This window comes from Streptomyces sp. NBC_00989 (genome assembly GCF_045162655.1).
GTDB lineage: Bacteria > Actinomycetota > Actinomycetes > Streptomycetales > Streptomycetaceae > Streptomyces.
Window position 1 is genome coordinate 8,499,219 of sequence record NZ_CP108728.1, and the last position, 21,177, is coordinate 8,520,395.

Here is a 21,177-nt window from a genome sequence, read left to right on the forward strand (position 1 = left end):
GTTACTTCAACGGTATCGGCGCTAGCCTCGACGCATGACCGACGCGACGGACGCCGTAGGGGACGCCGTACGGCGGGAACCCCTCGACCCCGACATGTTCGACCCCGTCTGTCCCTCCTCCGCGATGCCTTTCCGTGTCGGCGACAAGTGGACCGGCATGATCGTCCGCTGTCTCGAAGGTGGCCCGCGCCGGTTCACCGAACTCCGCGCACCACTCAGGGCCGTCACCCCCAAGGTCCTCAGCGAGACCCTGCGCGCCATGGAACGCGACGGCCTGCTGACCAGAAGGCCGTACGACGAGAACCCGCCGCGCGTCGAATACGCGCTCACCCCCCTCGGCCGCAGCCTCATCCCTCTGCTCGACGCGGCCCGAGCCTGGAGCGAGACCCACCTCCCGCATCTCCTCGCGGCCCGTCGCAACCACCAGCGCGACGCACCCTGATCGCGGCCTGCCGCATCATGGGCCCTGTGCGACTGGAAGCGATCACCTGGGACCGGCTCGGCGACCAACTCGCCGAGCGTCTGCTCGACCTGAAGCCGGCCGACGGCAGCCCCTGGCCGCGCGTCGCCCTCGACGGCGCCCCCGCGGCCCACCCCGGCGACCTCGCCGAGCGCGTCGCGGAGGCGCTCCGCGTCCGCGGCCGCTCCTCGCTCGTCGTCGGCACCGAGGGCTTCCTGCGCCCCGCCTCGCTGCGCCTGGAGTACGGGCGCCAGGACGTCGAGGCGTACTACGACGGCTGGTTCGACACCCGCGCCCTGTGGCGCGAGGTCTTCGGCCCGCTCGAACCGGACGGCGACGGCCGCGTCCTGCCCGACCTCTGGGACCCGGTCGCCGACCGCGCCACCCGCAGCCCCTACGTCCAACTCCCGCCCGGCGCCGTCCTGTTGCTGCACGGTCCCCTCCTCCTTCGGCACTGGTTCCCCTTCGACCTGACCGTCCACGTCCTCCTCTCGCCGGGCGCCCTGCGCCGCCGCACCCCCGAGACCGAGCACTGGACCCTCCCCGCCTTCGAGCGCTACGAGGACGAGACCGACCCGGCCACCACGGCGGACGTCCTGGTACGCGCCGACGACCCGCGTCACCCGGCGTGGAACGGCTGAGCCACGGACGCGGTGAGCCTCGCGGGACCGTGGTGGTGGCGCGGGACCCGCGCTGGCGCGGGACTCACGCCACCACCACGGGTCCCGCACACCGGAAGTCGTGACCGTCCGGGTGCGTTCACCCGCCCGCGCGGCGAGAATGTAGGGCGCCGGGACTAGCGGAACGTTCTGTGCCGCGCCGGCCGTCCGGCACCGGGAGGTACTTCATGACCACCGCCGGAGACATCATGCACCGGGGCGCCCAGTGGATCCCCGCGCACGAAACCCTGGACCGCGCCGCCCAGCTGATGCGCGAACTGGGCGTCGGAGCCCTGCCCATCAGCGACGAGAACGAACGGCTCTGCGGCATCCTCACCGACCGGGACATCGTCGTCGGCTGTGTGGCCATGGGCCACGACCCGGCCAAGGTCACCGCCGGCGAGATGGCCCAGGGCACACCCCGCTGGATCGACTCCGGCGCCGATGTCGGCGAGGTGCTCCAGGAGATGCAGGGACACCAGATCCGCCGGCTTCCCGTCATCGAGAACAAACGCCTCGTCGGCATGATCAGCGAGGCCGACCTGGCCCAGCACCTGACGGAGGAGCAGCTCGCCGGCTGGGTCGAGAGCGTCTACGCCCGGAGCGGCATGCGCTGAACCACCGAACTGTCCGTGCGCTGAACCACCGGACGGTCCGTGCGTTGAACCACCGGACGGTCCGTGCGTTGAACCATCCGGACTGTCCAGACGCTGAACCAGCTGGACGGTCCGGAAGCTTCCGGGCGCCGAACCACCGGACGGTACGAACGCAGAACCACCGGACGGATCCCGGCACTTCCGGCCGTCGAAACCACCGGACGGTTCCGGTCCAGCGGCTGCCGCTCAGAGCCAGCCGTTGCGCCGGAACCCCCGGTACAGCACCAGACAGGCCGCGGTTATCACGCCGATGACCAGCGGATAGCCGTACCGCCAGTGCAGCTCCGGCATGTGGTCGAAGTTCATGCCGTACACACCGCACACCATCGTCGGTACGGCGATCACCGCGGCCCACGCCGTGATCTTCCGCATGTCCTCGTTCTGCGCGACCGTCACCTGGGCGAGGTGCGCCTGGAGAATCGAGTTGAGCAGTTCGTCGAAGGACGCGATCTGCTCCTTCGCGCGCAGCAGATGGTCGGAGACGTCCCGGAAGTAGGCCTGTATCTCCGGTCCGATCACCCGCATCGGCCGGGTGGCGAGCTCCTCCAGCGGTCGACTGAGGGGGACGACCGCCCGCTTCAGCTCCAGGAGTTCACGCTTGAGCTGGTAGATACGGCCGGGGTCGGCCCGCGCGCCGTTCTCCGCGAACACGTCCGTCTCCACCTGGTCGATGTCCGCCTGTACGGAGTCCGTGACGCTCAGGTAGTCGTCGACCACGTGGTCCGCGATCGCGTGCAGCACCGCGGCCGGTCCCTTGGCGAGCTGCCGCGGGTTCGACTCCAACTCCTCGCGCAGCGGCCCCAGCGAGCCGTGCCGTCCGTGCCGCACGGTGATGACGAAGTCGGCGCCGACGAACACCATGATCTCGCCGGTGTCCACGACCTCGCTCGTCGCGGTCAGCTTCTCGTGCTCGACGTAGCAGACCGTCTTGAACACCGCGAACAGTGTCTCGCCGTAGCGCTCCACCTTGGGGCGCTGATGGGCCTCGATCGCGTCCTCGACCGCCAGCGGGTGCAGGTCGAAGAGCTCGGCGATGCCCGCGAACTCCTCGTTCGTCGGCTCGTGCAGGCCGAGCCAGACGAAGCCGTCGTCCTTCTTGCGCACCCGCTCGACGGTGTCCACCAGGTCGCCGGCGACGGGGACGCGGGCGCCGTCCTGGTACGTGACGCACTTCACCACCGAGGAGCCCAGCGGTGACCGGGCATGGTGGCTCAGGTCGACCCGCGGGCGCCGCCGGGCCAGCCGTGCCACCTTGCGGAGGCCGCCGACCCTGCCGAGGCCCGTGACCTTCCGAAGATTCCCTGCCATGGACATCCGGCTCTCCTTGCGTGGATCCCCTCGCATCGCATTTCTGCGCCTTGGCGTGCCAGTTTGCCAGGCCGACATGAGCCGTGGGTAAGCCTGTGGGAACGGAATCCTCCGCTTTGTTCCCGGCTGTGGACGAACCGGTGCACGGTCGTGGCGAGGGCGCGGTGGACCGAGGCTTCGCCCTCCTGACAAGCGAGGCTTCGCCCACCTGACAACCGGACCTCCGCCCCTCCCGGCACGCGGAGCCTCGCCCCTCCCGACAACCGGAGCGTCGCCCCCTGTCGACAAGCGGGGCAACTGGGATGATCGCGGCATGACGCGATCCGACGGGTATCTCCTCGACAACCGGCAGTCCGAGGCGGGACAGCGCTTCGACGCCTTCGCCACCCTCTTCGACCCCACCACGTTCCGGCACCTGGAGGGGTTCGGCGTCGGACCCGGCTGGCGCGTCTGGGAGGTCGGCGTCGGCGGTACGTCGGTGGTGTCCTGGCTGGCCAAGAAGGTCGGCCCGACCGGGAAGGTCGTCGCGACCGACATCGACACCTCACAGGTCGCCTCGGCCGCCCGCCCGCCGATCGAGGTGCGCGTCCATGACGTGGGCGCCGAGGAACCGCCGGGGGAGGGCTTCGACCTCGTGCACGCCCGGCTCGTCCTCGTCCATGTGCCGGACCGGGAACGGGCGTTGCGCTCGATGATCAAGTCCCTGCGCTCCGGCGGACGCCTCCTGATCGAGGACGCCGACCCCGCCCTCCAGCCCCTGCTCTGCCCCGACGAACACGGCCCCGAGCAACAACTCGCGAACCGCCTCCGCCACGGCTTCCGCAAGCTCCTCGCCGACCGGGGCGCCGACCTCTCCTACGGCCGCCGACTCCCGCGCCTGCTCCGCGAGGCGGGCCTGCGCCGGGTGGAGGCCGACGCGTACTTCCCGGTCACCTCACCGGCCTGCGCCGCCCTGGAGTCCGCCACGGTCCGCCAGATCCGCGGCCAGCTGGTCACCGCGGGCCTGGCCACGGACGAGGACATCGACCGCCACCTGGCCAACGTCGCCTCCGGCACGATGGACCTGGCGACGGCTCCGATGATCTCGGCGTGGGGGCGGAAGGCGTAGTCCGGGGGCGGGAGTTGTGATGGGTTTTCGGCGGGCGGGGCCGGGTTCGGTGCTGATGCCGGGCCTGGGAGTCGCCGTCCAACACCAGCGACCGCCCTCCCCGTACAACTCCCCCTCCGGCCAACGCAGTTGACCGGAGGCCCGACGCGAGCCCCCTCACTCCCGTACCGGTGGCCGTCCTCCCACCCGCTCCACCGCCCGGGCCCCCGCCCGGCATCCCTCCCGCGCCGCCTCCTCCGGCTCGGCGCCCGCCAGCAGCGTCGCGAGGAACGCGCCCGTGAAGGCGTCCCCCGCGCCCGTGGTGTCCTGGGGAACGGCCGGCACGGCAGGTACGCGTGCGTGGACCGTGCCGGAACGGGCGACGAGGGCTCCCTCGGCGCCCTGTTTGGTGATCACGAGGGGGACATGGCGGCTCAACTTGGCCGCCGCGTCCGCCGGATCGGGCAACCCCGTGAGCAGGCACGCCTCGTCCCGGCTCGGCAGCAGTACGTCGACGCCCTCGACGAGCGTCAGGAAACGGTCCACGCCCAGCTCCACCAGGAACCCCGCCGACGCCGGATCCAGACTCACCTGCACCCCACGCGCGCGTGCCGATTCCACCGCCACGCCCGCCAACGCCCGGCCCGGCTCGGAGAACAGCAGATAGCCCGACAGATGCAGCCGTACGACACCGTCCAGCAGCGAGTCCGACCAGTCCTCGGGGCCGAGCCGTAGGGCCGCTCCACTGTCGGTGACGAGCGTCCGCTCGGCCGAAGCCCCCGTGTCGACCAGACAGATCACCGTCGCGGTGGCAGCCTCCGGATCGACCACGAGCCGGGGCCGCACCCCGGAGGCGACCAACTCCCGCTCGTGCCACGCCGCCGAGTCCGCACCCACCCGACCGAGCAGCCGTACGTCCGTACAGCCCCAATGGGCCGCCCAGCACGCCACGTTGGCGCCCGCGCCGCCCGGCAAGGTGCGGATCGCGGCGGCGGTGTCGGTGCCCGGGGCGAGCGGCCCCCGGTGCCGGGCGACGACGTCCGTGACGACGTCCCCGACGACCAGGAGCGCGCCGTTCGGCTCCGGTGTCACGCCTCGGCCCAGGCCGCCGCGATCCGCCCCGCCAGCCGTACGTTGCCGCGTACGGCCGCCAGGTTGGCGTTCAGCGAGGCCCCGTCGGTGTGCTCCACGAGGTAGCCGAGCAGGAACGGCGTGACCGCCTGCCCGGTGACTCCCTCCGCCTCGCACGCGTGCAGCGCGTCGGCGAGCACACGCGCGTGCAGCGCGGGATCCAACTGCTCGTCCTCGGGCACGGGGTTGGCGACGATCAGCGTCGACTCCGGAGCGTCGAACGCGTCCTGCGCCCGCATCACGGCCGCGACCTGCTCGGGGGTCTCCAGCGTCCACTCCACGGGGTAGCCCGAGTCGGAGAGATAGAAGCCGGGGAAGCGGTCCGTGCCGTACCCGGCGACCGCCACGCCCAGCGTCTCCAGACGTTGCAAGGTCGCCGGCACATCCAGGATCGACTTCACGCCCGCGCACACCACCGTGATCCGGGTGGACGCCAGCAGCCCCAGGTCGGCGGACTCGTCCTGGGTCACCGTCCACTCCCGGTGCACCCCGCCGAGCCCCCCGGTCGCGAACACCCGGATGCCCGCCCGTGCCGCCAGCAGCGCCGTCGCCGACACCGTGGTCGCCCCGCTGGCCCCCGCCGCCACCGCGAGCGGCAGGTCGCGGTGGCCCAGCTTGCGGATGCCGTCCTCGTTGGCGACCCGCTCCAACTGCTCCTTGTCCAGCCCGACATGGGGCCGCCCGTCCAGCACGGCGATCGTCGCGGGTACGGCGCCCTCCTGGAGTACCGCCGCCTCCAGCTCCAGCGCCACCTGCAGATTGCGCGGGCGCGGCAGCCCGTGCGCGATGATCGTCGACTCCAGGGCCACCACGGGTCGACGCGCGTCGATCGCCTCGCGTACTTCCTCGGACACCACCAGCACCACGCGCCTCCTGTCGTTCGGTCTTCCCTCATCCCTGGCGGGTGCCGGGCCTGGTCAAACCCTCGCGGACTGTGGGGGACACCACCAGCGGGCGACGTGGAAAAAGGGGGCCACGCGTGCGTGGCCCCCCTTCTCCGTGTGTCAGACCGGGCTCACACCCGCCAGCGTCCCGTGCGGATCGAGCACGTACTTGCGGCTGGCGCCCTGGTCGAACTCGGCGTAGCCGCGCGGTGCGTCCTCCAGCGCGATCGGGGTCGCGTTGACCGCCTTGGCGATGTGCACGCGCCCGTGCAGGATCGCCATCATCAGACTCCGGTGGTACGTCATCACCGGACACTGACCGGTCGTGAACCCGTGGCTCTTGGCCCACCCGAGGCCGAGCCGCACCTTCAGGGTGCCGCTCTTCGCGTCCTCGTCGACCCCGCCGGGGTCGGCGGTGACGTACAGCCCGGGGATGCCCAGGGCACCGCCCGCGCGCGTGATGCCCATCAGCGAGTTGAGGACCGTCGCCGGCGCCTCCGGGGCGTCCGGGCCGTGCGCCCGTGCCTCGAAGCCGACCGCGTCGACCGCTGCGTCCACCTCGGGTTCGCCGAGGATCTCGGCGATCTGCTCCCCGATGTCGCCGCGCGAGACGTCGACGGTCTCGCAGCCGAAACTCCTCGCCTGGCCCAGGCGTTCGGCGTTCAGATCGCCGACGATGACGACCGCGGCGCCCAGCAGCTGCGCCGACGCGGCAGCCGCCAGACCGACCGGACCGGCCCCGGCGACGTACACCGTGGACCCGACCCCGGCGCCCGCGGTGACCGCGCCGTGGAAACCGGTCGGGAAGATGTCCGACAGCATGGTCAGATCGAGCAGCTTCTCGCGTGCCTCGTCCCGGTCCGGGAACTTCAGCAGGTTGAAGTCCGCGTACGGGACCATGGCGTACTCCGCCTGACCGCCGACCCAGCCGCCCATGTCGACATAGCCGTAAGCCGCCCCGGGGCGGGCCGGGTTGACGTTCAGGCAGATGCCCGTCTTGCGTTCCTTGCAGTTGCGGCACCGCCCGCAGGCGATGTTGAACGGTACGGAGACGATGTCGCCCACGTCGATGAACTCGACGTCCGGACCCCGTTCGACGACCTCTCCGGTGATCTCGTGTCCGAGGACCAGCCCCTCGGGCGCGGTCGTCCGACCGCGCACCATGTGCTGGTCACTGCCGCAGATGTTGCTGGCGAGCACCTTCAGGATCACCCCGTGCCGGACCTTTCGGCCGACGTTGGCGGGGGCGACTCCCGGCCCGTCCTGCAGTTCAAGCGTCGGGTAGTCGATGGTCCTGACGTCGACCGCTCCCGGCTTGAGATACGCGACTGCCCTGTTTCCGCTTCCACTCATGCGTGTTCGCCGTCCCTTCGGCTCCGATCCCCCGGATGCCAGTGGCTGTGCGCACGGCGGAGTCTGCTACCGGCTCGGCCTCCCGGCCACCCTTCGCGGGACATCGGAAACCGGGATCTTCCGGGAACGGGTGAGCAGGGCCAGCGCGGCCAGGGGTATCAGCAGGCAGGCGGCGGCGAGGTTCAGCCAGCCGTAGCTCGCCTCCGCGACCACCAGCCCGGCCACCGCCCCGCCGATGCCCGCCGAGGTGTTCATGGTGAGGTCGGACAGGCCCTGCGCGGCGGCACGCGCGGGCTGGGTCACCGAGTCCGTGAGCAGCGCCGAGCCGGAGACGAGCCCCGCCGACCAGCCCAGGCCCAGCACGAACAGCCCCAGCGCGATCCGCCCGTGACTCCCGCCCGCCGTACCGGCGATGAACGCGGCACAGGCCAGCAGCCCCACCGCGAGCCCTATCCCGGACAGCCGCCCGACCCGGTCGGACAGCCTTCCCATCAGCGGCGAGAAGGCGTACATCCCCGCGATGTGCCCGCTGATCACCAGCCCGACCAGATCGATGCTCGCCCCGTGATGGCCCAGCTCGACCGGCGTCATCGCCATCACCGACACCATCGCCGTGTGCGACACGGCCACCGTCACCAGCGCCAGTCGCGCCCGCGGCGAGGCCGCCACCGCCGCGAACCCGGCCCGCAGCGACCGCGCGGCGGGCGACCGGTCCTCGTCCGGCGCGAGCGCCCGCGCCGTCAACAACGGATCGGGCCGCAGCAGTACGGCGACCACGACCGCGGCGACCAGGAAGATCCCGCCCGCCCACAGGAAGGGGCCGGCCGCCGCGGGTATCCCGAGCCCCGAGACGCTACGGCCCGCGGGCGCGGCGATGTTGGGTCCGAGGACCGCCCCTATGGTCGTCGCCCACACGACATGGGAGATGGCCCGGGCCCGCTGCTCCGGCTCGGCCAGATCGGCCGCCGCGAACCGGGACTGCAGATTCGCCGACGAGGCCGCCCCGAATCCGGCCATGCCGCACAGCAGCAGCGGAAAGCTCCCGATGCTCGCCGCGAGCACCACGACACCGGCTCCCAGCGCCCCGACCAGATACCCGAGGACCAGCCCGGGACGCCGACCACGCGCCGTCATCAGTGCGGCGAACGGCATCGACAGCACCGCCGTGCCCGTCACGGTCGCCGTGGGCGCCAGCCCGGACAGCGACTCGGTCCCACTGACCTGCTTGGCCAGTACGGCGGCCAGCGCGATCCCGGTGGCGACGCCGAGTCCGCCCAGGATCTGGGTCGTGATCAGCACGCCGGACACCCGGCGCCGTAGCGCGGGCAGCCGGTCGGCCGTGACGGGCACCGCGTCCCGCCCCTCGACGGCGCTCACCGCGCGCACCCGGTACCGCCGTTGGCGCACGCGCACGTGAAGCCGGTCCTCACCAGCACAACATCCCCCCTGATTCCCGGTCCGCCCGAGCCCTCAGAACAACGGCTCGGGCAGCACCCCCTCCAGTGCCAGCAGCTTCCTCTTCGTCTCCAGGCCGCCCCCGAACCCGCCGATGCCGCCGTCACTCTCGACGACCCGATGGCACGGCACGACGACCGGCAGCGGATTGGACCCCATCGCCACCCCCACCGCCTGGGCCGCGAGCGGCTGCCCGACCCGCCCGGCCAGATCGCCGTACCCGACGACCGAGCCGTACCGCACACCGGACGCCAGCTCGCGCAGCACCTGCCGGTTGAAGCCGGAGATCAGGGACCAGTCGAGCGGCAGCTCGAAGGCGCGCCGATCACCGGCGAAGTAGGCCTCGATCTGACGTATCGCCTCGGCCAGCAAGGGGGAGTCGGGCTCCTCGACCGGCTCCGTGCCCAGCCGGGACGCCAGTCGGTCGAGGGTCTTGTCGCGCACCGCGTCCGTGGCGTGGAACACGACGTTGACCAAGCCGTCCTGTGTCGCGGCCAGCAGCAGGGGACCGATGTCGGTGCCGACGACGGTCCACACGACGCGCTGCTCGTTCTGCCCATGGCTGTCCATGCGCCCACCGTACGACCCGGCACTGACAACGCCCCGCGAGCGGCCTCAGAACCCGTTCAGCGCGGACCGCACCACGTCCGGCTTGTTCGTGATGAGCCCGTCCACGCCGTACCCGGCGACCTTCCACGCCGTGGGCGCGTCGTCGACGGTCCAGGCGTACACCTCCATCGGAATGCCGTGCGGGCCCGTGTGCCCGTGCACGGCGGAGACGTAGCCCATGGAGATCGAGCCGTACGACGGGTTGATCAGGTCGGTGAAGGCGGCGTACTCGTGCAGGGCGGACACGGCGGGTGTGCCGAGGAAGCCGGTCCTGATGGCGGGCTTCAGGTCGTGCACGATGCGGATGCTGTCCGCGCTGAAGCTCTGCACGATCAGCCGGTCGTCGAGGTGCCCCTCGTCCAGCCACCCCTCGTTGCCCAGCAGCTTGAGGGTCTGCTGCTCGATGCCGGGGTACAGCTCCGGGTTCTTGATCTCCAGGAGCAGGCTCTCGTGGTTGTGCTCCACCTCGCGCATGTACTGCGTGAGCGTGGGCACGCGCGTGCCTGTGAACGCGGGGCCGAACCAGCTTCCCGCGTCGAGGCGCGCGATCTCGGCGGCGGTGAAGTCCTTCACCTTCCAGGGAGCTCGATGGGGGAACACCTTCTGGACGTCGGTGGTGCGCTTCAGGCTGTCGTCGTGGATGACGACGAGCTCGCCGTCCTTGGTGCGCTGGACGTCGTTCTCGACCCACTGGAAGCCGAGCTGAGCCGCCTTGTCGATGGAGGCCAGGGTGTTTTCGGGCGCATAGGAGGACGCGCCCCGGTGCGCCACGACCGTGGGCCACTCGGTGGCGGCCCCGGCCCGGGCGGTGGGGGAGGGGAGCAGAAGGGCGGCGGCCCCCAGGAGCGCGGTGGTCGAGGCGGCAACTGCGCGCAGGTGCATGCGTACTCCTCGCATCGAGCGATCACATACAGCTCAAGAGTGACAGCGGAACGTCACTACCCGTGGGGTACAGGATGGACACAGAATGAATGGAGTTGCCCAAGTCCGCTCACCGGTGCCGCACAACTGGGGCAGGGCCGTGTTTCTTTGCCGGAAAATCGTTCGACCATTCCGGTGGGGGTCATACTCTCTGCGTCGACCCTGACCGTTCCCGCGGTCCTGGGGCTGGGCGCGTTTCAGGGGTTCCGGGGACAGAACAGGGCGGAAGGGTAACTGCGCATGCAGGGCACGGTCGACGGATTCAGCTACGGACTCGTCACACCGCTGGTGGCCTACCTCATGGCGTGCCTCGGCGGCGCCCTCGGCCTGCGCTGCACCACCAGATCGATGCTCGTGACCCAGTCCTGGCGGCCCGGATGGCTCGCCCTGGGATCGGCGGCGATCGGTTCCGGCATATGGACGATGCACTTCATCGCGATGATGGGTTTCTCGGTCCGCCAGACACCGGTCCACTACGACAAACCGATGACGTTCGCGAGCCTCGCCGTCGCCATTGTCATGGTGGGCGTCGGGATCTTCATCGTCGGCTACAGGGGACCCCGCGGGACGGCGCTCTTCACCGGCGGCACCCTCACCGGCCTGGGCATCGCCTCGATGCACTACCTGGGCATGGCCGGCATGCGCCTCAACGGAAAGCTCGAATACAACACGTTCACCGTCGCCGCGTCCGTCGTCATAGCGGTCGTGGCCGCGATCACCGCTCTCTGGGCGGCCGGACAGGTCCGCGGGTTCCTGTGGAGCGTCGGCGCGAGCCTCGTCATGGGGCTCGCCGTCGCGGGCATGCACTACACCGGCATGGCCGCCCTCAGCATCCACGTCCACGGCACCACCGCGACCACCGACGGCGTGTCGGCCGCGTCCCTGCTCGCGCCCATGATGATCGGCCCCCTCGCCTTCCTCCTCCTGGCCGGCGTCGTCGTGATGTTCGACCCGCTGATGGTCATGGGAAAGCCCGCCCGGACGCCCGTCGAGCACAAGCCCGGCGTCCCGGCCGGCACCGTCGTCCCGCACCCCCGGCGCGCCCCCGTCCGACCCGCCCGCGAGCTCGGACACCGCCGCTCCCGCACCCCGCAGAACCGCTGATCCGACCCCGTTGTCAGTGGTGGGTCGTACGGTTGGTTCCATGCGGCCCGTTTCCCACATCGAACGCACGGTGGCGCCCTTCGAGGTCGTCAGTTCCTACCAGCCCAGCGGCGACCAGCCGGCGGCCATCGCCGAGCTGGCCCGACGCGTCGAGGCAGGTGAGAAGGACGTCGTGCTGCTGGGCGCGACCGGCACCGGCAAGTCCGCCACCACCGCGTGGATGATCGAGAAGCTTCAGCGCCCCACCCTCGTGATGGCGCCGAACAAGACCCTGGCCGCCCAGCTGGCCAACGAGTTCCGCGAACTCCTGCCGAACAACGCGGTCGAGTACTTCGTCTCGTACTACGACTACTACCAGCCCGAGGCCTACGTCCCGCAGTCGGACACCTACATCGAGAAGGACTCCTCGGTCAACGAGGAGGTCGAGCGCCTCCGCCACTCCGCGACCAACTCGCTGCTCACCCGCCGCGACGTCATCGTGGTCGCCTCCGTCTCCTGCATCTACGGCCTCGGTACTCCGCAGGAGTATGTGGACCGCATGGTCCCCCTCAAGGTCGGCGACGAGATCGACCGCGACCAGCTGCTGCGCCGCTTCGTGGACATCCAGTACACGCGCAACGACGTGGCCTTCAGCCGCGGCACCTTCCGCGTCCGCGGCGACACCATCGAGATCTTTCCGGTCTACGAGGAACTGGCCGTCCGCATCGAGATGTTCGGCGACGAGATCGAGGCGCTCTCCACCCTCCACCCGCTCACCGGCGAGATCATCAGCGAGGACGAGCACCTCTACGTCTTCCCGGCCTCCCACTACATCGCCGGCCCCGAGCGCATGGAGCGGGCCGTCAACGACATCGAGAAGGAACTCGCCGAGCGGCTGGCCGAGATGGAGAAGCAGGGCAAGCTCCTGGAGGCTCAGCGCCTGCGCATGCGGACCACGTACGACCTGGAGATGCTCCGCCAGATCGGCTCCTGCTCCGGCGTCGAGAACTACTCGATGCACTTCGACGGCCGCGAGCCCGGCTCCGCGCCGAACACCCTGATCGACTACTTCCCGGAAGACTTCCTGCTCGTCATCGACGAGTCGCACAACACGGTCCCGCAGATCGGCGCCATGTACGAGGGCGACGCCTCCCGCAAGCGCACCCTCGTCGACCACGGCTTCCGGCTGCCCTCCGCCCTGGACAACCGCCCCCTGAAGTGGGAGGAGTTCCAGAAGCGCATCGGACAGACGGTCTACCTGTCGGCGACCCCGGGCAAGTACGAACTCTCGCGCGCGGACGGCGCCGTCGAGCAGATCATCCGCCCCACCGGACTCATCGACCCCGAGGTCGTCGTCAAGCCCACCGAGGGCCAGATCGACGACCTGGTGCACGAGATCCGCAAGCGCACCGAGAAGGACGAGCGCGTCCTGGTCACCACGCTCACCAAGAAGATGGCCGAGGACCTCACCGACTACTTCCTCGAACTCGGCATCCAGGTCCGCTACCTGCACAGCGACGTCGACACCCTGCGCCGCATCGAGCTGCTGCGCGAGCTGCGCTCCGGCGAGTTCGACGTCCTGGTGGGCATCAACCTCCTCCGGGAGGGCCTCGACCTGCCCGAGGTGTCCCTGGTGGCCATCCTGGACGCCGACAAGGAAGGCTTCCTGCGCTCCGGCACCTCCCTGATCCAGACCATCGGCCGCGCGGCGCGCAACGTCTCCGGCCAGGTCCACATGTACGCCGACCGGATCACCCCGGCGATGGAGAAGGCCATCGAGGAGACCAACCGCCGCCGGGAGAAGCAGGTCGCGTACAACACGGAGCGCGGCATCGACCCCCAGCCGCTCCGCAAGAAGATCAACGACATCGTCGCGCAGATCGCCCGCGAGGACGTCGACACGGAGCAGCTGCTCGGCTCGGGCTACCGCAAGAGCAAGGACGGCAAGGGTGCCAAGGCCCCCGTGCCCGCGCTCGGCGGCAAGGCCGCGAAGGCGGCCAAGGGCAGGGCCAAGGACGCGGTGCCAACCGACCGTCCCGCGGCCGAACTCGCCGAGCAGATCGAGGAGATGACGGCACGCATGCGTGCCGCCGCCGCTGACCTGCAGTTCGAGGTCGCGGCCCGGCTGCGCGACGAGGTCCACGAGATGAAGAAGGAACTGCGGCAGATGAAGGAGGGCGGCCTGGCCTGACCGCCCGGATGGACCGCCGGACCTCGGGGTATGCGCTCTGTGTTGCAAGACCGACACAAATTCCGATGCGGGGTTCGGCACGGTCAGTGGCGCTGCGTAGGGTTCTGGACATCCGCGGATTCCGCGGCAACAGGGGACAGTTCGAGAGGGGAACAGCCGTGACCGTCAACATGACCAAGGGTCAGGCCATCAGTCTGCAGAAGAACGACGGGACCGGCCTGACCGCGGTGCGCATGGGTCTCGGCTGGCAAGCGGCTCCCCGGCGCGGCCTGTTCGGCTCGCGCACCCGGGAGATCGACCTCGACGCGTCCGCCGTGCTCTTCGCGGACAAGCAGCCGGTCGACGTGGTGTTCTTCCGCCACCTGGTGAGCGACGACGGCTCCGTGCGCCACACCGGGGACAACCTCGTCGGCGGCGTCGGCCAGGGCGGGGACGACGAGGCGATCCTCGTCGACCTCGCGCGCGTGCCGGTCCACATCGACCAGATCGTCTTCACCGTCAACTCCTTCACGGGCCAGACCTTCCAGGAGGTGCAGAACGCGTTCTGCCGCCTGGTCGACGAGACCAACGGCCAGGAGCTGGCCCGCTACACGCTGGCGGGCGGCGGCCAGTACACGGCCCAGATCATGGCGAAGGTGCACCGCTCCGGCTCGGGCTGGACACTGACGGCCCTCGGTACGCCGACCAACGGCCGCACCTTCCAGGACCTGATGCCGGCGATCCTGCCGCACCTGTAGGGCGGCCCGGCGCACACGACACGACACGGCTGAGCAGGGGGACGAGAGCGATGGCAGCCGAGCTGGTGCGAGGGCAGAACCACCCGCTCTCCCAGGTGCGCCTGGAGATCCGGGTCGCGGCCGGCAAGCCGGTCGTGGCCGCCGCCACGCTCGGCGACGAGCGCGGCAGGATCCACGGCGTCGAGTGGGTGGCCCACCCGGGCACACCCACCCTGCCCGGCCTGGAGGTGTCCAAGCAGGCGGCCGCCGACCATCGCCTCGCCGTGGACCTGGGCGCGATGCCGGAGGCCGTGCACCGCGTCAGCGTGCTGCTCGCCCTGCCCCTCGGCGGCGACGGCCCCGTCCGCTTCGGCGCCGTGGCCGCGCCCTTCATCGCGGTCACAGGCCTCGACGGAACCGAGGTCGCCAGCTACACGATCACCGGCCTGGACGCCGAATCCGCCGTCGTGGCCCTGGAGTTGTACCGCAGGCAGGGCGCCTGGAAGGTGCGCGCGGTGGGCCAGGGCTACGCGGGCGGCCTCGCCGAACTCCTCACCGACCAGGGCCTGCCCCAGGCCTCGCACCTCGCGGGCAGCATCAACGAAGCGGTGGCCCAAGGCCTCGCCCGCTCCGTGGCCGCACCCCCACCGCGCACCCCGGACGGCGACCGCACCCGCCAGACGGCCACACCGGCCCTCGGCCCCGAGGGGAGCGGCTCCACGACACAGGGCGCCCCCGGAGCCGTAGCACCGCAGCCGACGTCTCCGTACGGGGCACAGGGCACCCCGGGGGCCGTGGCGCCGCAGTCCGGATACCCCGGTGGCGGCGCGCCCGCGGATCCCTCCGTAACCACTCCGCCTGTCGCCCCCGCCGCCGACGGTCCGATCGACTACAGCCACCCGCGTCGGCAGACCGGGGCACCCCCGCAGCCCGCGCCGACCGCGGCGCCGGCTTCGCCCGGGGAGCCCGCGCGGCCCGTTGCCGGGGACGCGACCGGGTGGTCGATGGAGGAGCGGCTGTACAACCAGGTGTGGGGGATGTTCGAGGACCTGGCGCGCACCATGGCCGCGTACCGCAGCGCGGTCGACTTCGCGGACTCGCGCATGGAGAAGGAGCTCGACCAGGTCCTGTCCGACCCGCGCAGCCGGATCGGCGGTCAGGGCGACGCGGCCCGCGAGACGGCCCAGGCCAAGCACGCCCAACTCGTCGACCAGGCACGGGCGGCCCTCGACCGGGACCTCGCCCAGCTGGCCGCCGAATCCGAGGTGGTGGAACCCGCGCTTCCGCTCGCGTTCGCCGGCTGGGACAACCCCGTCTGGCACGGCTACCGCGTCCCGATGGAGATCCCCATGGCCCTGCGCCTCGGCGATCTCCACCTTCCGGAGAGCCCCGACCTGCGCATCCCGATGCTGGTCCGGCTGCCGCTGGAGCGCGGTCTGTGGATCGACAGCGGTGGCGCGGAGTCCCTCGACGGCTCGTTCACCGACTCCCACGAGCTGCGGCGCCTCGCGCTGGACACGGCCGTGGCGCACGCGGCCCGGCTGCTCGCGGTCTATCCGACGGGCGAGTTCGCCGTACACGTCATCGACCCGGCCGGCTCGGCGGCACAGGCACTGGTCCCGCTGGTGCACACCGGTGTGCTCGCGGCGCCGCCCGCCGTGGGCGCCGCCGGGGTGGCGGACGTCCTGACCCGGCTCACGCAGCGGGTGGACCTGGTGCAGATGGCGGTGCGCGGCGGCGCCGCCGACTCGCTGCCGCCCGGTCTCGACACGGCCGAGCAACTGCTGATCGTCAACGACTTCCCGCACGGTTTCGACGACCGGGCCGTGACCCAGCTGCGCTATCTCGCCGACGAGGGCCCGAGCGTCGGCGTCCATCTGATGATGGTCGCGGACCGCGAGGACGCCGCGGGCTACGGCCCGTTGCTCGACCCCCTCTGGCGTTCGCTGATGCGACTCACCCCGCTGCCCGACGACCACCTCGCCGACCCGTGGGTCGGACATGCCTGGACGTACGAGCCCTCGCCCGTGCCGCCAGGCAGTCAGGTGCTGCAGCAGGTGCTGACGGAGGTCGCGACAGCCCGCACCAAGCACAGGTAAAGCGCCTCCACCTGCGCTTTTATCCTTTCTTTGGTAATGGCTTTACCTTTCCTTGGTGATTGGGGTAGGCTCTTCCGTACGGAGGGGAGTACTCCCTATCTGCTGCGGCGTACCCGTCAATACGGATCAGGCCAGATCCCGGGGCGTCGGCCCTGGGCGCCCGCCCAAGGTGGAAGAGACCTCCGGTAGCGACGACGCTGACCATTTGCCGTTAATACCGCCGGAGGAGCAGTAGTGGATGTTTCCGTGACCCTGTGGGTCCTGACCATCGTGGGGCTGGCGGCCCTGATCGCGGTCGACTTCTTCATCGGCCGCAAGCCGCATGACGTGTCGATCAAGGAAGCCGGAATCTGGACGATCGTCTGGATCGCCCTCGCCGGACTCTTCGGACTCGGCCTGCTCGTCTTCGGAGACGGCCAGGCCGGCGGGGAGTTCTTCGCCGGCTTCATCACCGAGAAGTCGCTGAGCGTCGACAACCTCTTCGTCTTCGTCCTGATCATGGCGAAGTTCGCCGTGCCCTCGCAGTACCAGCAGCGGGTGCTGCTCGTCGGCGTCCTCATAGCCCTGGTCCTGCGGGCCATCTTCATCGCGGCCGGCGCGGCCATCCTCGCCAGCTTCGCGTGGGTCTTCTACATCTTCGGTGCCTTCCTCATCTGGACCGCCTGGAAGCTCATCCAGGAGGCCCGGGCCGACGAGGAGGAAGAGGAGTTCGAGGAGAACAAGCTGCTCAAGGCCGCCGAGCGCCGCTTCGGCGTGGCCGACCGCTACCACGGCACCAAGCTGTGGATCCAGGAGAACGGCAAGCGGGTCATGACCCCGATGCTGGTCGTGATGCTCGCGATCGGTACGACGGACGTGCTCTTCGCCCTCGACTCCATTCCCGCGATCTTCGGCCTGACCCAGGACCCGTACATCGTGTTCACGGCCAACGCCTTCGCGCTGATGGGCCTGAGGCAGCTGTACTTCCTCATCGGCGGCCTGCTGAAGAAGCTGGTCCACCTCAGCTACGGCCTGTCGGTCATCCTCGGCTTCATCGGCGTCAAGCTGGTCCTGCACGCGCTGCACGAGTCCGGCGTCCATGTCCCGGAGATCAGCATCCCGGTCTCGCTGGGCGTGATCTGCGCGGTCCTGATCGTCACCACGATCACCAGCCTGATGGCCAACAAGAAGCAGGCGGCCGCCGAGGCTGCCGAGGCCGGGACCGAGGGTTCCCCGAAGGACAGCATCGACGCCTGACCCCGTCCGATGCAGCAAGACGTAGGAACACGAGCACCGGGAGCACCGCATCATGAACCGCCGATCACCGCTCCCGGCGCTTCGTCGGATACCGGGCACCCGCGTCCACAGGACGCGGGAGAGGCCAGGCAACCCCGGAATGCGGGCCCTGTACGCCTCTGCGAGGATCGCTTCATGATCACTCGGCTCAGGTCGCTCACCACTCAGTGGACGACCCTCGTACCGGTGCTCGCGGCCGTCCTCCTGGTCTTCACCTGGGGGCGGAAGGATCTGCCCGCCGTGGTCGTCGCCCTGGTGACCCTAGTCCTCGCGGGGGCCGTGCTGGCCGCGGTGCACCACGCCGAGGTGATCGCCCACCGCGTCGGAGAACCTTTCGGCTCCCTGGTCCTCGCCGTCGCCGTCACGATCATCGAGGTCGCCCTGATCGTGACCCTGATGGCCGACGGCGGCGACAAGAGCTCCACCCTCGCCAGGGACACCGTCTTCGCGGCCGTCATGATCACCTGCAACGGCATCGTCGGTCTGGTCCTCATCGTCGCCTCGCTGCGCCACGGCACGGCGGTCTTCAACCCCGAGGGCACCGGCGCCGCCCTCGCCACCGTGGCGACCCTGGCGACGCTCAGCCTGGTCCTGCCGACCTTCACCACCAGCAAGCCCGGCCCGGAGTTCTCCGGTGCCCAACTCACCTTCGCCGCGCTCTCCTCGCTCGCCCTGTACGGCCTCTTCGTGGCCACGCAGACCGTGCGGCACCGCGACTACTTCCTGCCGGTGTCCCACCAGGGCGAGACGATCACCAAGGACCTCCACGCGGACGCGCCGTCCGCCCGCACCGCCCTGATCAGCCTGGGCCTGCTGGGCCTCGCCCTGATCGGCGTGGTCGGACTGGCCAAGGGCGTGTCGCCGACCATCGAGTCCGGCGTCGAGGCGGCCGGCCTGCACCACGCCGTCGTCGGCGTGATCATCGCGCTGCTCGTGCTGCTCCCCGAGACCATCGCCGCCCTGCGCTCCGCCCGCCGCGACCGGGTGCAGACCAGCCTCAACCTCGCGCTCGGCTCGGCGATGGCCAGCATCGGCCTCACCATCCCCGCCGTCGCCCTCGCGTCCATCTGGCTCTCCGGGCCACTCGTCCTCGGCCTCGGCTCCACGCACATGGTGCTGCTCGCCCTGACGGTCGTGGTGAGTTCGCTGACCGTGGTGCCGGGACGGGCGACACCGCTCCAGGGCGGAGTCCATCTGGTGCTGTTCGCGGCGTACTTGGAGCTGGCGATCAATCCGTGACGCCCGGAGTCCCGTAACGCCCGGAGTTCCGTAGCGCGAGGCGTTCCGGACGGCACGTAAACGCTTGCGCAAGCCTTTGCGTCCCCTGCCGCTACGTCTCTACGTCACCTGCCGTGCAAGCCCTCACCCGGCGACCGGCTCCACCACTGCAACCTCCACCGGCCGGGTCTCCGGCAGCAGGGCGAAGCAGCCCAGGCTGAACAGCGCGACCCCCGTCAGATAAGCGCCCACACCCCAGGGGACGCGCCCGCTGTGCTCGGCGAGCGCCGTCGCCACGATCGGGGTGAGCGCGCCGCCGAGGACCCCGCCGAGGTTGTAGCCCACGGCGGCGCCCGTGCAGCGCACCCGTGGCTCGTACAGTTCCGGCAGATACGCGCCGAGCACGGCGAACATCGTCACGAACGCGAGCAGCGCCCCCAGGAACCCGAGGAACATCAGCAGCGGCGCACCCGTGGCGAGCAGCGCGACCATCGGGAACATCCACAGCGCGGCGGCCGTGCACCCCAGCAGGCACAGCGGACGGCGCCCGTAGCGGTCGCTCAGCAGCGCCACCAGCGGGGTGAGCGAGCCCTTCACCACCACGGCGGCCATGATGCAGGCCAGCATGACGGTACGGCCGACCCCGAGGCGCTCGGTGCCGTAGGCGAGGGACCATGTCGTCACCGCGTAGAAGACGGCGTACCCCACCGACAGCGCCCCGGCGGTCAGCAGTACCAACCGCCAGTGGTCGCGCACGACTTCGGCGAGCGGCACACGCGCGTGGTCGTCGATCTCGAGGAACCGGGGGCTCTCGACGAGCGACGAGCGCAGCCACAGCCCACCGAGGGCAAGCACCCCGGCCACCCAGAACGGCACCCGCCAGCCCCACTGCGCGAACTGCGCGTCGGTCAGGGTCGCCGACAGCGCCAGCATCACGCCGTTGGCCAGCAGGAACCCCACCGCGGGCCCGATCTGCGGAAAGCTCGACCACAGCCCGCGCCGCCCGGCCGGCGCGTGCTCGGCGGTCAGCAGCACCGCCCCGCCCCACTCCCCGCCGAGCCCCAGTCCCTGGAGAAAACGCAGCACCAGGAGGAGCACGGGAGCGGCCACTCCGATTGAGCCGTACGACGGTACGCAGCCGACCGCGACCGTCGAGGCGCCGGTCAGCAGCAGTGAGGCGACCAGGACCGGCCGTCGTCCGCGCCGGTCCCCGAAGTGCCCGAACAGGATCGAGCCGAGCGGTCGCGCCACGAAGCCCACACCGAACGTCCCGAAGGCGGCCAACGTCCCCGCCACCGGCGAGAACGTCGGGAAGAACAGCGGCCCGAGAACCAGGGCCGCCGCCGTGCCGTAGACGAAGAAGTCGTAGAACTCGATCGCGGTGCCGGCGAGGGAGGCGGCCGCGAGGCGCAGCATGGACGGGGGGCTTACGGTGCGTGCATCGTGCATGCCGCGTCAACTACCCACAGTGAACAACGGTTACGGGGGCGCGCGGAGGTGCGGAGGGGTCGTGATAGACCGGGTCCGAGCAGCGGCCGTCGACCGGCGGCCCCGCCTGCGACGACATGTCCGAACGGACCGGAGGAACCGTGCCCCGCACCCTGGCCAACGCCCCGATCATGATCCTCAACGGCCCCAACCTGAACCTGCTGGGCCAGCGCCAGCCGGAGATCTACGGCTCCGACACGCTCGCCGACGTCGAGACCCTGTGCGTCAAGGCGGCGGCCGCGCACGGCGGCACGGTGGACTTCCGGCAGTCCAACCACGAGGGCGAACTGGTCGACTGGATCCACGAGGCGCGGCTGAACCACTGCGGCATCGTGATCAACCCGGGGGCGTACTCACATACCTCCATCGCGATCCTGGATGCCCTCAACACCTGTGACGGGCTACCGGTGTTGGAGGTCCACATCTCCAACATCCACCAGCGCGAGTCGTTCCGGCACCATTCGTACGTCTCGCTGCGCGCCGACGGTGTCATCGCGGGGTGCGGTGTGCAGGGGTACGTGTTCGGCGTGGAGCGCGTCGCGGCGCTGGCGGGCGCGGGGAAGGCCGACGTGTAAGGCCGACGT

The 21,177-nt window shown here is 70.6% G+C and carries 19 protein-coding genes; 11 read left to right on the plus strand and 8 right to left on the minus strand.

The features are described from left to right. Positions 1–34: 34 nt before the first annotated feature. The 3 genes from OG714_RS38035 to OG714_RS38045 all read left to right on the plus strand — a co-directional run bounded on the left by OG714_RS38035 (position 35) and on the right by OG714_RS38045 (position 1,736). Positions 35–442, plus strand: coding sequence for a winged helix-turn-helix transcriptional regulator (locus tag OG714_RS38035; RefSeq protein WP_406127937.1), 408 nt, complete (start codon positions 35–37; stop codon positions 440–442). A 17-nt stretch (positions 443–459) separates the two neighbouring features. Continuing rightward, the gene (locus tag OG714_RS38040) at positions 460–1,101 is read left to right on the plus strand and encodes a uridine kinase (RefSeq protein WP_406127939.1); all 642 of its coding nucleotides are present in this window, start codon (positions 460–462) and stop codon (positions 1,099–1,101) included. 206 nt (positions 1,102–1,307) lie between these two features. Continuing rightward, positions 1,308–1,736: a CBS domain-containing protein gene (locus OG714_RS38045; protein WP_406127941.1), complete on the plus strand. Its 429-nt coding sequence runs from the start codon at positions 1,308–1,310 to the stop codon at positions 1,734–1,736. Between the two features lie 225 nt (positions 1,737–1,961). On the opposite strand, the gene corA is transcribed toward OG714_RS38045, so the two are convergent. Beyond that, positions 1,962–3,089 carry a magnesium/cobalt transporter CorA gene (gene corA, locus OG714_RS38050; RefSeq protein ID WP_406127942.1) on the minus strand — a complete coding sequence of 376 codons (1,128 nt, stop codon included), beginning with the start codon at positions 3,087–3,089 and terminating at the stop codon, positions 1,962–1,964. Positions 3,090–3,396: 307 nt separating this feature from the next. Here corA and OG714_RS38055 point away from each other — a divergent pair, with 307 nt between their 5' ends. Then, on the plus strand, positions 3,397–4,191 hold the full coding sequence (locus OG714_RS38055) for a methyltransferase domain-containing protein (RefSeq protein WP_406127944.1): 795 nt from the start codon (positions 3,397–3,399) through the stop codon (positions 4,189–4,191). A gap of 156 nt (positions 4,192–4,347) precedes the next feature. Here the strand turns inward: OG714_RS38055 and OG714_RS38060 are convergent, their stop codons facing one another. The 6 genes from OG714_RS38060 to OG714_RS38085 all read right to left on the minus strand — a co-directional run bounded on the left by OG714_RS38060 (position 4,348) and on the right by OG714_RS38085 (position 10,484). Then, positions 4,348–5,262, minus strand: coding sequence for a carbohydrate kinase family protein (locus tag OG714_RS38060; protein ID WP_406127946.1), 915 nt, complete (start codon positions 5,260–5,262; stop codon positions 4,348–4,350). Further along, complete coding sequence (locus tag OG714_RS38065; protein ID WP_406127947.1) at positions 5,259–6,167, minus strand: pseudouridine-5'-phosphate glycosidase; 909 nt, start codon at positions 6,165–6,167, stop codon at positions 5,259–5,261. Before OG714_RS38065 ends, OG714_RS38060 begins: the two co-directional genes overlap by 4 nt. 138 nt (positions 6,168–6,305) lie before the next feature. Then, positions 6,306–7,538 (minus strand): formaldehyde dehydrogenase, glutathione-independent, encoded by a 1,233-nt coding sequence (gene fdhA, locus OG714_RS38070; protein WP_406127949.1) that lies wholly within the window; start codon positions 7,536–7,538, stop codon positions 6,306–6,308. Between the two features lie 66 nt (positions 7,539–7,604). Then, positions 7,605–8,915: an MFS transporter gene (locus OG714_RS38075; RefSeq protein WP_406132095.1), complete on the minus strand. Its 1,311-nt coding sequence runs from the start codon at positions 8,913–8,915 to the stop codon at positions 7,605–7,607. Positions 8,916–9,008: 93 nt separating this feature from the next. Further along, entirely contained in the window at positions 9,009–9,563 is a 555-nt protein-coding gene (locus OG714_RS38080; RefSeq protein WP_406127950.1) for a methylated-DNA--[protein]-cysteine S-methyltransferase, read from the minus strand. Positions 9,564–9,608: 45 nt separating this feature from the next. After that, the gene (locus OG714_RS38085; protein WP_406127951.1) at positions 9,609–10,484 is read right to left on the minus strand and encodes a glycerophosphodiester phosphodiesterase; all 876 of its coding nucleotides are present in this window, start codon (positions 10,482–10,484) and stop codon (positions 9,609–9,611) included. Positions 10,485–10,763: 279 nt separating this feature from the next. Between OG714_RS38085 and OG714_RS38090 the strand changes: the two genes are divergently transcribed. The 6 genes from OG714_RS38090 to OG714_RS38115 all read left to right on the plus strand — a co-directional run bounded on the left by OG714_RS38090 (position 10,764) and on the right by OG714_RS38115 (position 19,126). After that, positions 10,764–11,627 carry an MHYT domain-containing protein gene (locus tag OG714_RS38090; RefSeq protein ID WP_406127952.1) on the plus strand — a complete coding sequence of 288 codons (864 nt, stop codon included), beginning with the start codon at positions 10,764–10,766 and terminating at the stop codon, positions 11,625–11,627. Between the two features lie 40 nt (positions 11,628–11,667). Next, positions 11,668–13,797, plus strand: a complete 2,130-nt coding sequence (gene uvrB, locus OG714_RS38095; protein ID WP_406127954.1) for an excinuclease ABC subunit UvrB — start codon at positions 11,668–11,670, stop codon at positions 13,795–13,797. A gap of 158 nt (positions 13,798–13,955) precedes the next feature. Continuing rightward, entirely contained in the window at positions 13,956–14,534 is a 579-nt protein-coding gene (locus tag OG714_RS38100; protein WP_019060481.1) for a TerD family protein, read from the plus strand. 50 nt (positions 14,535–14,584) lie between these two features. Next, on the plus strand, positions 14,585–16,612 hold the full coding sequence (locus tag OG714_RS38105; protein WP_406127956.1) for a TerD family protein: 2,028 nt from the start codon (positions 14,585–14,587) through the stop codon (positions 16,610–16,612). 234 nt (positions 16,613–16,846) lie between these two features. Then, a complete protein-coding gene (locus tag OG714_RS38110; protein WP_406127958.1) occupies positions 16,847–17,848 on the plus strand; it encodes a TerC/Alx family metal homeostasis membrane protein in 1,002 nt (333 codons plus the stop codon). A gap of 174 nt (positions 17,849–18,022) precedes the next feature. Next, positions 18,023–19,126: a calcium:proton antiporter gene (locus OG714_RS38115; RefSeq protein WP_406127959.1), complete on the plus strand. Its 1,104-nt coding sequence runs from the start codon at positions 18,023–18,025 to the stop codon at positions 19,124–19,126. 123 nt (positions 19,127–19,249) lie between these two features. On the opposite strand, the gene OG714_RS38120 is transcribed toward OG714_RS38115, so the two are convergent. Next, complete coding sequence (locus OG714_RS38120) at positions 19,250–20,521, minus strand: MFS transporter (protein ID WP_406127960.1); 1,272 nt, start codon at positions 20,519–20,521, stop codon at positions 19,250–19,252. 173 nt (positions 20,522–20,694) lie between these two features. On the opposite strand from OG714_RS38120, the gene aroQ reads away from it, so the two are divergent. After that, complete coding sequence (aroQ, locus tag OG714_RS38125; RefSeq protein WP_406127962.1) at positions 20,695–21,168, plus strand: type II 3-dehydroquinate dehydratase; 474 nt, start codon at positions 20,695–20,697, stop codon at positions 21,166–21,168. The last annotated feature ends 9 nt before the right edge of the window (positions 21,169–21,177 follow it).